9 protein-coding genes and 1 pseudogene are annotated in these 15693 nt (G+C 68.5%); 6 read left to right on the top strand and 4 right to left on the bottom strand.

Annotated features, from left to right (window positions below):
- Positions 1 to 1066 precede the first annotated feature (1066 nt).
- Positions 1067 to 1816 (bottom strand): IPT/TIG domain-containing protein, encoded by a 750-nt coding sequence (locus HS99_RS26890; RefSeq protein ID WP_030558379.1) that lies wholly within the window; start codon positions 1814 to 1816, stop codon positions 1067 to 1069.
- A 1181-nt stretch (positions 1817 to 2997) separates the two neighbouring features.
- Between HS99_RS26890 and HS99_RS26885 the strand changes: the two genes are divergently transcribed.
- The 6 genes and pseudogenes from HS99_RS26885 (at position 2998) to HS99_RS26865 (ending at position 8692) form a co-directional block, all read left to right on the top strand.
- On the top strand, positions 2998 to 4302 hold the full coding sequence (locus HS99_RS26885) for a Mu transposase domain-containing protein (RefSeq protein ID WP_063737937.1): 1305 nt from the start codon (positions 2998 to 3000) through the stop codon (positions 4300 to 4302).
- Positions 4299 to 4520: pseudogene (locus HS99_RS47030) on the top strand (transposase); the annotation flags it as partial. The gene HS99_RS26885 and the pseudogene HS99_RS47030, both read left to right, overlap by 4 nt.
- A gap of 479 nt (positions 4521 to 4999) precedes the next feature.
- Entirely contained in the window at positions 5000 to 5314 is a 315-nt protein-coding gene (locus HS99_RS26880) for a phosphotransferase (RefSeq protein ID WP_107050829.1), read from the top strand.
- Positions 5315 to 5444: 130 nt separating this feature from the next.
- On the top strand, positions 5445 to 5843 hold the full coding sequence (locus HS99_RS26875; protein WP_043389906.1) for a hypothetical protein: 399 nt from the start codon (positions 5445 to 5447) through the stop codon (positions 5841 to 5843).
- A gap of 233 nt (positions 5844 to 6076) precedes the next feature.
- Complete coding sequence (locus HS99_RS26870) at positions 6077 to 7312, top strand: IS701 family transposase (protein WP_078938714.1); 1236 nt, start codon at positions 6077 to 6079, stop codon at positions 7310 to 7312.
- Between the two features lie 93 nt (positions 7313 to 7405).
- Entirely contained in the window at positions 7406 to 8692 is a 1287-nt protein-coding gene (locus tag HS99_RS26865) for an IS256 family transposase (RefSeq protein WP_370863245.1), read from the top strand.
- Positions 8693 to 8775: 83 nt separating this feature from the next.
- Here the strand turns inward: HS99_RS26865 and HS99_RS48520 are convergent, their stop codons facing one another.
- From HS99_RS48520 to HS99_RS44235, 3 genes are all read right to left on the bottom strand, one after another.
- The gene (locus HS99_RS48520; protein ID WP_359863600.1) at positions 8776 to 9405 is read right to left on the bottom strand and encodes a hypothetical protein; all 630 of its coding nucleotides are present in this window, start codon (positions 9403 to 9405) and stop codon (positions 8776 to 8778) included.
- Positions 9406 to 9626: 221 nt separating this feature from the next.
- Positions 9627 to 10190: a DUF2637 domain-containing protein gene (locus HS99_RS26855; RefSeq protein WP_141763820.1), complete on the bottom strand. Its 564-nt coding sequence runs from the start codon at positions 10188 to 10190 to the stop codon at positions 9627 to 9629.
- 214 nt (positions 10191 to 10404) lie between these two features.
- A complete protein-coding gene (locus tag HS99_RS44235) occupies positions 10405 to 10653 on the bottom strand; it encodes a hypothetical protein (RefSeq protein ID WP_141763819.1) in 249 nt (82 codons plus the stop codon).
- Positions 10654 to 15693: the final 5040 nt, after the last annotated feature.

The following is a 15693-nucleotide window of genomic DNA, read 5'->3' as shown; positions in this document are numbered from 1 at the left end:
ACCGACGGTGTCGCTGCCGCCGTAAAGTCCCGCGGTGCCGTCGCCTGCCGGTGTGGACTGAAGCCGACGGCCTCGCGTGCGCGGGTCTGGATCACGGCGACCCGCTGCACCTGGGCGTGCCCGGCGACGGGGTTCGCCGCCCTCCCCGAACCGTCCGGGAGCGGGGCTCGGACCGGCCGTACCGTGGGACGCTCTGCGGGCGGAGGCGAGGCGGCCGCCCGGCCCTCCTCATCCTCGCCGGTCGATCTGCTTCTTCCCTCATCCTCTTTCCCCTATCGTGGGGTCTCCTGCGGGCGGACCGGAAGAGGAGCGGACAGAGTCGGAACAGCGCCGGAGTGCGCGAAGCACTTCCTGACGGCGCTTCAAGTGAGTTCACCTCTGCACGTCGGCACGGTCAGCGACAGCCGCTCATAAGGGCCGGTCACCGACGAAAGTTCTAACGCCCGGTCCCACGGCCGGAATCCCGACGCGGGTGGCGTCGTCCGGCACGCCGTAGCCGTGAACGCCGTGCGCGGTCTCCGGTCGATCGCGGCGCGGATGACAGGGCTTCGTCATGGCCCGGCGTGCCGGGAACGTCATCCGGCATTCCATCGGGCACCAGCCGAATGCGTGTCCCCCGTCCCCGGTCTCCTTTACCGGCACGGCACGGCTCGTCCTGACGCTCGGGGAATCCAGCGCACTGGCGCCCGGCTCGGGATCACGGCCGTTCTCGTGCCACGCGACTCAAAGGGCCGTTGAGCTTGGGCGAACGCCCCCGTCCTTCTGCCGGGCGGAGTATCCGTCGGCGGTCCCCATGGAGCCAGGTCGCGCGGGAGGTGGCGCCTGGAGCGCCCGCTGGTGTGCTCGACGTACCGGATCGCTTCCGGGACGCGGCGGAGGTCACGGCCTGCGATTCGCGCCGGTCCTGCCGTGTGATCAGGAAAGCACCCCGTTCTTCCGGGGCTGGCCGAGGAACCGGTACCGGGTGCGGTGGGACGGGCTCTGCCCGGGCGGGACCGAGGACGGTCCCGCCCGGGCAGACGGCCTCTTTGGCCACGGGGCCGGGGGTCAATGCCTGTCTTCCGCCTCAGATCCCCGGGCTCGAGAGGTACTGGAACGGGGTCGCAGCGGTCGCGCTTCCGGCCGCGTTGGTGACCGTGATGTCGGCGGGGCCGCCGGCCCCGTCGGCGGTGGGCGGTGCGACGGCGGCGATGGTGGTGTCGTTGATGACGACGAACGGGGCCGACCGGCCACCGAAGGTGACCGACTCGGTGCTGCTCAGGGAGGTGCCGGTGATGGTCACCGCGGTGCCGCCGGAGGCCGGCCCCGAGGTGGGAGCGAAAGCGGTCACAGTGGGCACGTCCACGTAGGTGTAGGTGAAGCCGTTGTTGGTTCCGCCCGCGGTGGTCACACTCACTCCGACGGATCCGACCGCCGCGCCCGCGGGCACGGCGACGGTGATGGCGCTGTCGCTGACGACGGTCGGTGTGGCGGTGTTGGCCCCGAAGTGCACGGCGGTGGCGGTCGACAGGCCCGTGCCCGTGATGGTGACGACGTTGCCGCCCGCCAGCGGCCCGGAGGTGGCGCTGAGCGCGGCCTTGAACGGCGCGCCGACGTAGTAGAAGTTCAGCGGGTTGCTGGTGCCGCCCGGGGTGGTCACGGTCACCTGGGCCACCCCGCTGCCGGAGGGTGTGGTGGGGGTGACCGAGGTGGCCGTGTTGGCGGTGATGGTGGCCAGATTGGAGCCGAAGTGCACGGCCGTGGCCCCACCGAGGTTGGTGCCGGTGATGACGACGGTCTGTCCGCCGCTGGTCGATGCCTGGTTGGAGATGGACACGACTGCCTCCTTGAACGGGTGAGGTGAACCGCGCACCGTGCGTGCCCAGGAAAAAGTCACAGGCCACGCGCATTGCGGTTCGGACCAGGCCCCGGCGAGGACGAAACGGACGTGGCCGAGGCGGTGAACCGGGCGCTGGCGGGCCGGTCTATGTATGTGGCCGGGCTACTTCCGGGCGTGAGGGGGAGACGGCCCTGGATGACTGTCGCCGGTCGCGGTGGCGGGCGGATCGTTCACGCCTCTGCCAGGAGAGCCCACGGCGCCACCGGTAGTGACCGGCCATACGGCAGGCCGACGCCTCACTCCCCGGGAGAGGATGGGCGACCCACCGGATTGGACGCTCCTAGTAATCTATTGAGATGACAGGCACGCAAGTAGAGACACCAAATCACCCGATTGGCGACATGTGCTGCCGGGGAGCGCGGCCCGTCTGTGGCGATCGGTAGGGTCTCCCCGCCGAAGCCGTCGGCCGCGCCCGCAGATTGCTGACCTCGCCCCGGTACGGCTGCACGGGAGTGTGGTCGAGCAGTACGCGGCCGACGCGCAGCACGCAGGACCGCGGGGCGCGCTCCTCCTGGCGACACCGGTGGGGCCCGTCCGCAGGGCGGCTCCCTGGCAGCCGCGTGCGCTTCTGATGTGCGGCGCGGAACCCTGCGAAGTGTCAACCGTCGCTGACACCGGCCTGGTTGGCGTCGAGCATGGGAGCAGACGGGGGGCGCGCGGATGAGCACGCACACCGGCATATGCCAGCGTCACCCGTTGAGCGGCGGCACCGGCAGGCGACCGTCCAGGGATCTGTGCCCAGGTGAACCCAGGCACGCTGAGCACAGTTGCGCGACGGGCGGCCAGACGCATGTTTGGCCTGGAATTCCGGGCAGAACCGCGAGTAATCGCTCCCGCAAAGGTCTATGCCAGTCCCTCTGCGTAGCAAGCTTTGCGAAAATTGTTAAGCGCTCAACGGCCGGGATCTGGCCATTGTTGGGCCGATCTTCGCATCTGACTTGACATCGCATGCCCGAGGTCTTTGCCAATTGACTGCCGGGTTATTCGCTCACTGAAATTGCACAGTGCTCTACAGTTGCTTGCAAAAACCTTTCTTCTCCACTCGTGGCGTTTCGTGTATATTTCCTGGCTTCCAGCGAGGCCTCTGAGGAGAGCCATGTCGAACTGATAGGAGTGGAATGCTGACCGGAGAGGAATACATCAACATTTGTGCCCTGCGCTCGCGCGGATTGTCCATCGCCGCCATCGCTCGTATCCTCGGCCGTGACCGCAAGACCGTGAGTTCCTATCTGTGCGGGAAGCGCACGGTCGGAGTCCGCAGCTCCGACCGGGACGAGTTCAGACGGTTCGTCCCCTACTGCCGTCAACGGCTCCAGGACGACGCCCACTTCCAGGCCTCGGCGCTGTACGCGGAAATCGTCGATCTCGGCTACACCGGTGGCTACTCGACCTTCACCCGTGCCCTGCGCACCCATCAGCTGCGTCCTCGCTGCCCGCTGTGCCAACGGCCTCCCCGCGGCCGCCCCGTCCGGCAGGACGACGCGGAGGAGGTGCGGTTCCGCTGGTTCGTCTTCTCCGGAGCCCCGGCGGACTGGGGCAGCACTCAGGCCTGCATCCTGGTGGGACGCCTGATCCACTCCCAGCGCTGGAGCGCCGCACTGGCGGAACAGATCGATCCCGGCCACCTGGCCGACTCCGTCGACCGGATCCTGCGCCAGTTCGGCGGAACCGGCTGGCGCTGGCGCTTCGACCGGACACCGGCGGTCCACTGCCAGGACGATGGCGAACTGGCCACAGCACTGGGCAAGGTCGCGAAGCACTACGGTGTCGTCGCGGAGCTCGTCCCGCCCGGGCGGGACGCCGACGACGACGTCATCGGGCGAGCGCTCGCCCATTGGTGGCAGACCATCCACGCGGACACCGGCCTGCTGGAGGCCCAGGAAAGCCTGGAGCGACTGACCAGACTCATGGAGACTCGCCGGGCCTCGGCACGGGGCGGGTGCACGGCGCCCGCTGCGGCGGTCCTGCTCGACCTCCCCCATGACCCGTATCCCGCCAGGATCAGCGTCACTCGTACCGTTTCGGCCGGCAGCATGGTGTCCTACCGCGGCAACCTCTACGCCGTTCCCCGGCATCTGCACGGTCACACCGTGCAGGTGCGCCGAAGGGTCGGCGATCCCCTTCTGACGATCGCGACCCCGCGCGGAAGAGTGATTGTCCAGCATTCCCTGGCGCCCGACGGTGCCGGCCTGTCGGTCATCGGCCACCGGCACGGGATCAGCCTCGAACGCCCGCTCCCGGTGCCGAGACCGGCCTGCCACAGCAAGATGTACAGTCCACCGTCCGCCGAAGCGCTCGCGGCGGCCCAAGCACTCCGACAGGACGACCGTCAGGAGGACGGATTAGGGCGGGTATCGGAGTGTGATCAATCTGTGGGGTCCGCCCTCACAGCGAGGTCTGATCGGGGAAATCATGTCGCGTGACGCGATTGCAACTGACTGACACGGAACGGGAGTTCATTGAGCCGTACCTGCCGGTCGGCGAGCACGGGCCCATACCCGGAGCGGCTGCGGCAGCAGTTCGAGGGCGTGATCCGGGGTTCAAGACCGGAGGGCAACGGCGGCAGATGCCAGCGGAGTTCGGCGCGTGGTCGACCGAGACCCCATGTGTCACCAACGTCCGGCAGTGGTCCGCGGCAGGGCATCTGGCAAGTCCGGCCCCGTCACTCAGCCGGGGCCGGCTCGCCGCCGGTGGATCGACGACTGCTAGATCAGCCAGCCGAGGATGGCGACGATGTTGGCGAGCAGGTTCAGGAGCATCGGTCTGGTTTCCTTTCGAATCGTGGATGGCTTCGGAGTCGGTGATCAGGCGACCCCGCGTTCGGCTACGCCCTGCAGTGCACAGCATGCTTACCGTAGTCACCTATAAGGGTGAGACCACTCGAATGGGGGAAGGTTCACTCGATTGGTGCAACTGCAACGATGGGCCTGGTCAGGGGTGCCGGCGGCCTGGAGACGACACGCAACTGCATCGTGCCCTGGATCCCCGCCCGTCGCTCGGGAAGAAGACGGGTACTGGTAGAGCACCACGGACGTGGCGCGCTTCAGGGTTGACACTGCTCGCTGAACGGGAGCCTACCGGTCCGAGCGCCCCGCCCGGCTTCGAGGGCGACGCTTCGACCTGCGTGCGGGCAACGTGCTCGTGGCACGGCGTCCGGACGGCTGGGAGGTGAGCGGCGTGATTGACGTCGAGAACGCGATCGCCGCAGACCCGCTGATCGACCTGGCCAAGACCGACTACTACTCCCTCGGCCGCGGTGAGCCGGAATGCAGCGCGCTGTTTGAAGGCTACGGGCCGCTTCCCGCCGACGCCGTCGAGCGGCTCGAACTCTACCGGCTCTACCACGCGGTCGAGTTGTGGGACTGGTTCCGTTCGATCGGCACGGTCGGGCCCGTGGGTGGTATCGCCGATGACATCGTCCGGCCGGCGCGTTAGTACTCCAGCTGTAGATCTTGATCTTTCTGTCCTACGGCCGCACACCTGAGCGTGTGAGCGAGGTTGGAGTGAGGTTGCGTTGGCAAGAGGCGGTGCAAGTCGGTGTCGGCGCTGCCCGTAGGGTGGTCTGATGTTCGATCAGCTTGAGATCAGGGTGCTGCCGCCTGGACGCCGGTTCGCTGCCCAGGTGCGGTTCTGGGTCAACAGCGAGGACGTCGTGGGGTCCGCGGTCGGCGAGGGAGGCCGTGGCCCGTACGCGGCCGATGTGCTGCCTGCCGATGGCCTCAGTCCCCTGCGTGCGACCGGCGAGCCGCGACGCGTGGAGCTGGGAGAACCCGAGTGCACGGGCGGCTGCTGCGGCTTCCTGTCCGTGGTCGTGCAGCGGTTCGGGGGCATCGTGCAGTGGTCGGACTGGGAAATCCCGCACCTGGAGACAACACGGCCGCTGGAGCTTCACTTCGACGCCGCCGAGTACGACGCTGAGCTGGCTCGCGCTGAGGCGGACCGATGGTGGCAGATCAACACGTAGCCCGGTGTTGGCACCGCACCCGGCCCGGCAGGCCAGGGGTCGATCGCCAGTCGACCCTCGGTGACCTGGGCACGGCCTTCGCTGTCACAGGACACTTGCTGGGTTGAGGCCGGCCCGCAGACCGAGACGGCCACCGTTGATCATCATCAGTTGTGTGGACAGACGAAGATCAGCGGGTGGCCGTGGGCGCCAGCGTAGACCCTGCCCGGTGGCAGTCGGTATTCGAGGGCCTGATGGCCAGGGTTGCGGGCCGGTTCGCCCGCGTGGAGCCGCGCCGCCGGGCGCGGGCGTTCGTCCTAGGCCTGCTCGCGGACCTGCCGAGGAAGAACTGCTGGACGATCGCCGAGCACGCCGGTGACGCCAGTCCGGCCGGCATGCAGCACCTGCTCAGTCGTGCATCCTGGGACGCCGACCACGTCCGCGACGACATACGGGACTTCGTGGTCGACCACCTCGCCGACGAGGGCGCCGTGCTGGTGGTGGACGAGACCGGCGACCTGAAGAAGGGCACCGCGAGCGTCGGAGTGCAACGCCAGTACACCGGCACCGCCGGCCGGATCGAGAATTCCCAGGTGGCGGTCTACCTCGTCTACTCCTCCCCAGCCGGGCACGCCGCCATCGACCGGCGTCTCTACATTCCGCGCTCCTGGACGCAGGACCCGGACCGGTGCCGGGCGGCAGGCGTTCCCGAGGGTCTGGGGTTCGCGACCAAGCCCGCCCTGGCGACCGAGATGATCGCCCAGGCTCTGGATGCCGACGTGCCGGCCGCTTGGGTCACCGGCGACGAGGTCTACGGCGGTGACCCGCACCTGAGCGCCGAGCTGGAGAGGCGTCAGATCGGTTACGTTCTGGCTGTCTCGCGCAAGCGGCCGATCACCACCTGCGCAGGCGTCTTCCGGGCTGGCGTACTGGCCCACGGTCTGCCGAAGAACGCCTGGCAGCGGCTGTCCGCGGGAGCAGGAGCCAAGGGCCACCGCTTCTACGACTGGGCCCAGGTCGACATCGACAGCCCGCAGGACAGCGGCGGCCACTGGTGGCTGCTCATCCGACGCAACCGACGCACCGGTGCCTTCTACCGCTGCTACTCGGCCCACCCGGTCCCGCTGACCACGCTGGTCAAGGTAGCCGGGCGCCGCTGGACTGTGGAGGAGACGTTCCAGGCCGCCAAGGGCCTGGCCGGACTGGACGAACACCAGGTCCGTCGCTGGACCTCCTGGCACCGCTGGACCACCCTGGCCATGCTCGCCCATGCCTTCCTCGCGGTCACGGCCGCCATCGAGCAGGCCGCCACGAGACCGCCAGGATTCGTCCCGCTGACATGCAGCGAGATTCGACGCCTCTTCGCAGCATTCATCACCCCGCCCATCCGCAACCTGGCGCACAGACTCCGCTGGTCAGACTGGCGGCGACGGCACCAAGCCCGCGCCCGCACCAGCCACTACCGGCGACAGGCCGCCCAACAGCCGTGATCAAGATCTACAGCTGGAGTATTAGGCAGCCCGGTGGGGTCTGTACGGTCTTCGGTGTAACTCCCGATCAAGAGAGAACACCTGATGAGCGACGTGATCGTCTCCGCGGAGGCGGTTGAGGAAGTCCGGCCGGTCGAGCTCGCGCCGGACGTACTGGACGAGCAGTTGATCGGGCAGTTGGTCGACCGGGCCCGCGCCGGAGGCGTCAAACTGACCGGCGAGGGCGGGCTCCTGCAGCAGCTCACCAAACGCGTCCTGGAGGCCGCCCTGGAGGGCGAGATCACCGACCACCTCGGCTACGAGAAGCACGACCCGGCCGGCGCCGGCTCGGGGAACTCCCGCAACGGCACCCGCTCGAAGACCGTGGTCACCGACGTAGGGCCGGTCGAGATCGACGTGCCCCGCGATCGGGAGGGCAGCTTCGAGCCGCAGATCGTGCGCAAGCGCCAGCGCCGGCTGACCGGCGTGGACGACATGGTCCTGTCCCTGTCCGCCCGGGGCCTGACACACGGTGAGATCTCCGCCCACCTGGCCGAGGTCTACGGCGCGAACGTGTCCAAGCAGACCATCTCCACCATCACCGACAAGGTGATCGACGGGATGGCCGAGTGGCAGAACCGGCCCCTGGACCCGGTCTACCCAGTGATCTTCATCGACTGCGTCCACGTGAAGATCCGCGATGGTCAGGTGGCGAACCGCCCGATCTACGTCGCGCTCGCGGTCACCGTCGAGGGCACCCGCGAGATCCTCGGTCTGTGGGCCGGCGACGGCGGCGAGGGCGCCAAGTACTGGCTCCACGTCCTCACCGAGATCAAGAATCGCGGCGTCGGCGATGTGTGCATGGTCGTCTGCGACGGCCTCAAGGGCCTGCCCGACGCCATCGAGACCGTCTGGCCGCAGGCCATCACCCAGACCTGCGTGGTCCACCTGATGCGCGCGTCCTTTCGATACGCAGCTCGCCAGGACTGGGACAAGATCTCGAAGGCACTCAAGCCCGTCTACACCGCCCCGACCGCGAAAGCGGCCGAGGACCGGTTCCTGGAGTTCCAGGAGGCCTGGGGCGACAAGTATCCGGCGATCGTGAAGATGTGGTCGGACGCCTGGGCCGAGTTCGTCCCCTTCCTCCAGTTCGACACCGAGATCCGCCGGGTCGTCTGCACCACCAACGCGATCGAGTCGGTCAACGCCCGCATCCGCAAGGCCGTCCGAGCCCGCGGCCACTTCCCCAACGAGCAGGCCGCGTTGAAGTGCGTCTACATGGCCATCATGGCGCTCGACCCGACCGGAGCCGGCCGCAAACGCTGGACCACCCGCTGGAAGGCCGCACTGAACGCCTTCGAGATCACCTTCGACGGCCGACTCTCCATCGGCCGCCGGTAGTACAAATCAACCTGAGTTACACCGTTGGCTGGACACACCCGCCCGGTGCACCAGGGCGGCGTCGTTCGAGCGGGCCGGTTCGATCACGTGATGCCAAAGGTGGCGAGTGGGCGGCGGGGGTCGGCGGGCGTGATGGCGGAGGCCGGCCGCGATGTTGTCGTGGCCGAAGTGCCGGAGGGCAACGAGCGCGAGGTCGCGCAGGCTGGCCATTGTCCGGGGCTCGGTACCGGGGCGCACGCGGGAGCCTCGGTGTAGGTGGTGTCGCGCACGTGGTGGATCTTGTTTTCGATGCCCCAATGGCCGCGCACCCATGAGGCGAGATCCGCGGGGCGGCCTGGTGAGGTAGGAACCAGTCGCGCCGTAGACGCGCTCGAGGGTGACCTTGCCGGTGGTGACGGTCCGGCGGCGGCGCACGACCTGGACGGCGTGAGGGAAGCCGAGGCCGCGCGCGACGGAGCAGGTCTTGATCCGGTGGACCTCGTCGCGGCCGTGCGCGGTGGCGCGGGATCTGCCCTGCAGCGGCACATGCTGCCACGGCAGCCCTTCGGTTCCTGCTGAAGGGCGGGGTGGTTGCCCTTGATCGCGGCGATGTAGTGGGCCTGCTCGGCCTCGACCAGGAAGCGGGCGTGCTCGGTCTGCGAGTGCAGCGCGTCGAAGGTGACCACGGTTCCGGCGAGTTCGAGCGGTGCGAGCAAGGGTTTGAAGACGGTGATTCCGTTGGTCTCGGAGCCGACCTCGCGCTGGGCGATGACCTGCCCGCCCCCGTCATGGCGGCGAGGAGGTGGACCTGGGTATGCGGAAGACCGGGTCAGCGGAGCCGTTGTGTTTCCGGGATGCCACGATCCGATGTTGCGGTTCCCTCCTCGACGGACGCCGCCCTCAATCGGAGATCCGGTTGTCCCCCCGTTGGCCGTGGTCCCGCGCCGTCCGCGTTCTATCGCGATGCCCGGTGTGAGGGGGCCTGTCGGACATCATCCTGGGACACCTGCCTGGCCGCCAGCAGTTGGCGCACCATTTGTTGCAGGCACACCACGGCGGTCACCGGCGGAAGGCCCGCGACCACGGCCTCAGGCATCGTGCTGGGAGTGTCGACGATGCACAGGGCACTGGCGATACCGGCGAACACCAGGATGATCGTCCAGGAGTTCGCGACCTTGCGACCTCCCAGCGCGGCACGCAGGACGGAGAGAGAGGCAGCCATCCACGGCCCGTAGATGACGACCGGCCAGTACTGGGACAGGTTTCTGGGCAGCCGGGAAAGGGCCACGTTCTGCAGAGGGTGGTAGGAGATCGCCCATCCGAGGATGCACGCCACGGTGACGACCGCCGCAGTCAGGAATCCGATCAGAGATCCCATGACGTCGGCTCGGCGGCCTGCGGGGCGTGCTGTCCGTGAGCGGTGCTCCGGACGGTCGTCGATCACCTGGGGATGGAAGCCCGCGGCCGGCAGACCGATCTCCTGCATGAGGGCTTCCACTCCGACGGTGCGCGACTGCACGCTTGCGTTGGTCCACCCGTCCACGACCGGATAGGGCGCCTCCGGAGACGACTGGCCGACGGGGGGCCAGAGGGGATGGTTGTGTATGACCTCGTCATTCGGAGCGAATCCCGAGGCGTAGCGAGGGACGAAAGTGGTGTCCGTCGACTCGTACAAAGCGGCCCTCCTGTGTGCGTCATCGTGTATCGCGGCCGGCGGCGCCCTGGGCAGGCGGCTATTCCTCTGAACGGGGCATCCGGATCGAGAATTCAAACTCGAGCTGACGCAGAATGCGGATGAGTTCGGCCAGATTGCGTGAGCAATGTCTCAGCACCACGCGCTCGCCGTTCTTCGCGAGATACCCACTTTCTGCATCACCCATGACATTGATCCGGTCCGGGACGAAGAGCCAGTCATCGCCGACATTGCAGATCCTGTCTGGCTCCAGGGGCAATGGAAGAGGCGACTCGGTCGATTGATTCATGCCCCGAGAACGATGAGTCAATCGCCGGGAAACGTACGGCATCCGGGTGTCCTGAAATATGCCAGGCCGCCCGTGCTCAGCATTTTTACCCGGGATGCAGAACTCGTCGGGCCGAACGTGCGGTGGTCATTCGGCGGGCCTGGGACAGGAGCGGTCTAAGCGGGCGCGACCATCACCGCTCGCTGGTTTTCCCCTGCGCCCCGGCGGGACGGCTGCGGTTCCTGCCGGATGCTCTGCGATTCTCCCCAGCGGTGTGGCCGCTGCGGCGGCTGCCGACCGTGGCCGGTCCCGGATGATGGCGGGGCAGCCGTTGTTGCTATGGGGCGCGCGGTCATCCGATCAACGGAAGCTCAGGTTGCATGAGAAGCACCAGTTGCGCGTTTCCATCCGGGTGGCTGGTGGGGGGAGCGTCCGATGCCGCATCATGACCGTCGGTGTGGCCGCTGAGGCGGCCGGCGCTGCTACGCCGCGTATCCGATCAACCGCTCGGTTTCCTGCGTCGGCGCGTAGCTGACCGGTGGTGGCATTCCGGCAGCTCCGTGGTCCTGGGACGACGGGTGCCGGGTGTCCCCGGCGGAAGTCCGCCAAGCCAGGGCGGTCGGGCCGCTCGGAACTTCCTGTCCGGGCTTCTGCAGGACGCCCGGACGGCGTGACCGGGCTCCTGCCTTTGCGCGGACGCAGGAACCTTGGGGGCGGACAAGGATTGCAAGGATTCAGATACGTTCCGTGATGGAAGGAGTACTCCGAGTGCAAACTCGGCTCGGTGATGAAGCAGCCGTCCGGACTCGTCTGAGTCCGGGCGGCTATGCGGCGCAGTCGTTGCTGCGTCGCTGCTCCAGATCACTCGAGCCCCGGATGTGAACCGTCAGACGAAAACAGCCGCTCGTGTTCGCTTTTCCGGAGTTCGCTCGACCCTCTTTTACCACGCCCCCTGGCGGGGAGGTGTGACATGACCTAGCGAGAAGGAAAGGGCTCAGTCCGCACCACCGGACCTCACCGAGCTAAGCACAGGCCTCGGGGTCTCAACACCCTGTCCCGTCGCCGCCGAGCACATATCTGAGCCGACGACGGAATCCACTGCTGCCTCGACTCGACGGAACACTCGGGATCCTGCGAAGAATCGGTGTCCTGTCGAGCTGCGGCCTCCTCACGCGTCGTAAGTAGGCAACGCCATTTTGCATCACCGAATCTGCCAGCTCGCCCCTGCCCATGTGGTGGGCCGCCGCCGTGTCCGCCCGGGATCGGGCCACCGAGTCCTGAATGGACGAAGGCGACAGCCGTCTCTCCCGAGCTGTGAGACACGAGTGACCACTGCTCAACCGGGACTGGCGGGGAACAGTACCGCCCCGACGTCGAAACGGGTGGCGCCTCGCCGCTCGGCCGATCCGGGCACTCACGGTCGGCCGGTCGGACCGGACCGACGAACGATCGGGCATCATGCCTCCGGAGGTGCCCCTTGAGCCGGGCGGGCACGGCCACCATGCTCCCGGAAACGGTCCGGGACTCCGGGTGCGCCCCGGGAGTGCCTGCTACCGGACGGTCCAGCATGCCCGCCACCCGATTCCCGGCAGCGTGGCTCGGTGACAGGGACTTGACGGGTGATCTGATCCGCGTCGTGACGCTGGTGCAGGACTACGGCTGGAAGTCGGGGTCATGCTTCGCCGCCGACGGGACCATCGGGCGTCAGCTGGGGCTGTCGCGGGGCGGCGTCAACCGGCTGATCGCCAAGGCGAAGGCCAAGAATCTGGTCCGCACCTCCCGCAATCCGGCCACCCGGACCATGAACCGACGTGTCCGTCCCCTGGCCGACGGTGAGCTGGCCGTGTGCATCAGCTCGTACGCCCGGACCCATCTGGCCGGTACCCGGTTCAAGGTCTACGCCTTCCTCTCCCTGCGGCAGCACTTTCCTGAACCGACTCCTGTCGGGCGGATTGCGCGCGAGTGCCGGATCAAGGAGGGAACGGCCCGCGACGCGGTGGCGGAACTCCTGGCCCAGGGCTGGGTAAGCAGAGGTCCCGGCGAGAGAAGGGTTTTCAGGTACGTCGTCCACCCCGTGCCCGTGCCCGTGCGAGTCCCGGACGGGCAGCCTGGGTCCCCGCCGAACGGAGATGTTCCCGCACTCCGAGCCGTCCCCGGCGCCGCAGCCGACAGCGGCGAGGTCTCCGGTACAGCACCGGCTCCCCGTCGCGGCGCCTCGTTCGACGTCTGGCCGGGAGCCGCCGGTTCGGTCACAACGGGTCTCCCCGGTCCGGTGACATCGACCACCCCCGATTCGGTGGCAGAAACACGATCCTTCCAACACGACTTGCTGAACAAGCCGGCGGTCGCTGGCGGTTGGTTGTCCAACGAACCGCCCAACGCGCGCACGCGAGGCCGCGCGGCGGCAGCCATGTCGGAGATGGCGGGTACGGCGGGGCGCGGCGGATGGCGAGCGGACCGTGAGGCGATCCGGTTGCTGACCGACGAGCAGAGACGATGGGGACGACGCGCCGCGTCGTCGGCTCTCAGCCGACTGCCGAGTCAGCTGGCCGAGCGGCTGACCGGGCGACAACTCGAGGTGTTCGCCTGGCACATCGTCGCAACGTTCGCAGACTACGGCACCTCCCCAGAAGCCCACGGTGAGGTGATCCTCCGCGCCCTCGAGTCCGCATGGGAGTTCGCGCGCCGTAGGGAACCAGTCGGCGCCGAGCCGTGGTCCTCCGTGATCTCCCCGCTCCCGTGGCTCATCAGGGTCGTCGACCGGGCAAGCGAAACGGTCACGGGGGCCAGGCCGGTCCGGGCTCCGGAGTGCGCACTGTGCCGTGGCCCGCTGATCGTCCGCGACACCGGGGATCCGAGCACCTGCTGGTCCTGCGGTCCCGCTGCTGCCGCTGCCGCGTGCCGCCGGCTTCAGGACCAGTGGGAGTCGTCCGCCAGCCGGTCGGACGTCGCGCCTGCCGAAGATGCCCGACCGGCGCAACTCGCACCCACCGCAGCTGGGCGCTGCGAACGGTCAGAAGCAGAGGGCGACGTGTCGGAAGGAACGCTCCTTCGCCGACGCCTCGCCGCTCGCCGGTTCGAACGGGAACGGGCCCGCGCCCGGCTCGGCGACGCTTCGCCCGTGGACCGCACCACCCCGACCGGTCCGCACCGGCAGGGCGCAGCCACACCCCTCCCTCGGGAGGACGCCGGCCAAGGGCCCGCAGACCGGGCGGACCGAAGCACAACCGAGCCGTGCGAGCACACGCCGGAGACCATAGCCGCCCAGGGTCTCGCACCGCGCAGGGACCTCCGAGAGCCCGATGCAGGCGGGACCACCGTGTTCGGGACGGCACGGCCGGAGCCGGGCGGACGCCCCCATGGGACGCGACCGGTGTCCGGAGCCAGCCGGGATCCGGCTCCCGGGTGCGAGCACGTATCAGCGGGCCGGAGACAGCAGAGCGCCGGACAGTACGCCGCGGTCATCGCCGGATGCCCGCCCGGCGCGGGTGCCTTCCGGGGCGTGTCACGGGCAATGAGCCCGCTGCACTCTGCCGAGGCCCACGCGACCACCAGTCGTCGAAGGCCGTCCGAGACCGCTAGAGACGTGACCGACCCGACGCGAGCCAGATGGAATCTCCGAGGCGACGGAGCGCCCGAAGCCCGGGGCCGACCTCCACCTCCTGGCATTGCGTCACCGTCTCGCCGGATCCGTCAAAGCCCCCGCGCACCGCTTCCGCGGTTGGTAAGCGCTCCACGATTCGGCCGGTTCACGTCGGCCCGAAGTCTCCGGACCGCGCTGCCGGACACCGCTCCTCGGTCTCCATCCGTCCAGCCGCTCCACTGCGGTGACCGCGCTCCGGCCGACAAGACCACTTCTCCTGCTCCCCCTCCGAGGCCGGGGAGCGGTGGGCTGCGAACACCTGGAGGCACCACTGAATGCGCGGGCAGGTTTTCCGAGCGATGAGCCCCCGCACATGCAAAGTGCCTGGCCACAAGGGGTTTCCGTTCCGATCTGCAAAACGGTTTGCTTTTTCCCGGCCCACTGGGCTGTGCGGGTGAATCGTCCGACCAGGGCATTGCGGAAATTCCGGCTCGACGGATAACTGGATACATCAGACCGGGTGGGTCACCCTCCTCACCCGGGCAAGCAGCCGCTCCGCCGACGGCAATTCCGAGTCTGCCCGGACCACTGCAGAGGCGGGTTGCGGTGGTGGGTGCCCCGGCGAGGAATCGGATCCGTCGGCCGGTGCGACTTTGACGCGCACCGGCCGACGGCTACCCCGCTTGTGGCGACCCCCGAGCTCGCCCTCCGCACATTCTGCGGGCGCGACACCCGTTCCCGCGTGCTCCATGGCCGGTCTCCGCCGAACCGGACCGCCCGGCCGACGCGCCGGCGGGCCGAGAGCGGCGGCTGCCCCGTGCTCCCGGACGACTCGCGGCCTCCGCCGCCTGGTCCACGCCGGTCGGAGAGGATGCCCGGTCGGGCTTCGCCGCGTAGCCGGGCCGGCCTGCTCTTCCAGGCGTGACCTGCACGATCAGAACGGCTGTTTCCGGTCAATGCTCGGAGGAATCCCGTGAGCGCTTCACCCGTCCCCGACCGGAAAATTCCCCAGTCGCGATGCCGCCCCGTCCTCGGTGAATGAAGAAAGGCAAGTCCGGCCCGTCATCGGCCGCTGGTTACTGAACTATCCCTACCGTCACACTAGGTGCTGCATTACGTGAACGCGCCCCCTTTTTTGGAGCGGATCGCTCCTCCGTGGATAACCTATTCCCGATCGGCTTTGCCGGTCCGGCGTCCGTTCGCCCGACTGCTCGTAAACCCCTGGTGGGAGCCGGACGGAGGATGGCGCCTCCCCGGGCCGGAGCGGCGCCACGAGCGGGGGAGAGCACATGCACCACGGGGAGTCTCCTGCCCGTCCGGGGCAACGGCCGCGGGCGCTCCGAATCCAGGGACGGCTCGGCGTGCGCACCGGGAACGGGCATCGGCTCATCCGCCGGAAAACGAGACGGTTTGCAGGCCGCCACGGGTACGCGGGCGGACACCGCGCTGCCCGGCCCCGCGGTTCACCGAGGAGGAGA

Source organism: Kitasatospora aureofaciens (genome assembly GCF_001188955.3).
In the GTDB taxonomy this organism is placed as follows: Bacteria; Actinomycetota; Actinomycetes; order Streptomycetales; family Streptomycetaceae; genus Kitasatospora; species Kitasatospora aureofaciens.
The sequence above is the reverse complement of the archived record's forward strand: the minus strand, read 5'-3'. Positions and strand labels throughout refer to the sequence as shown.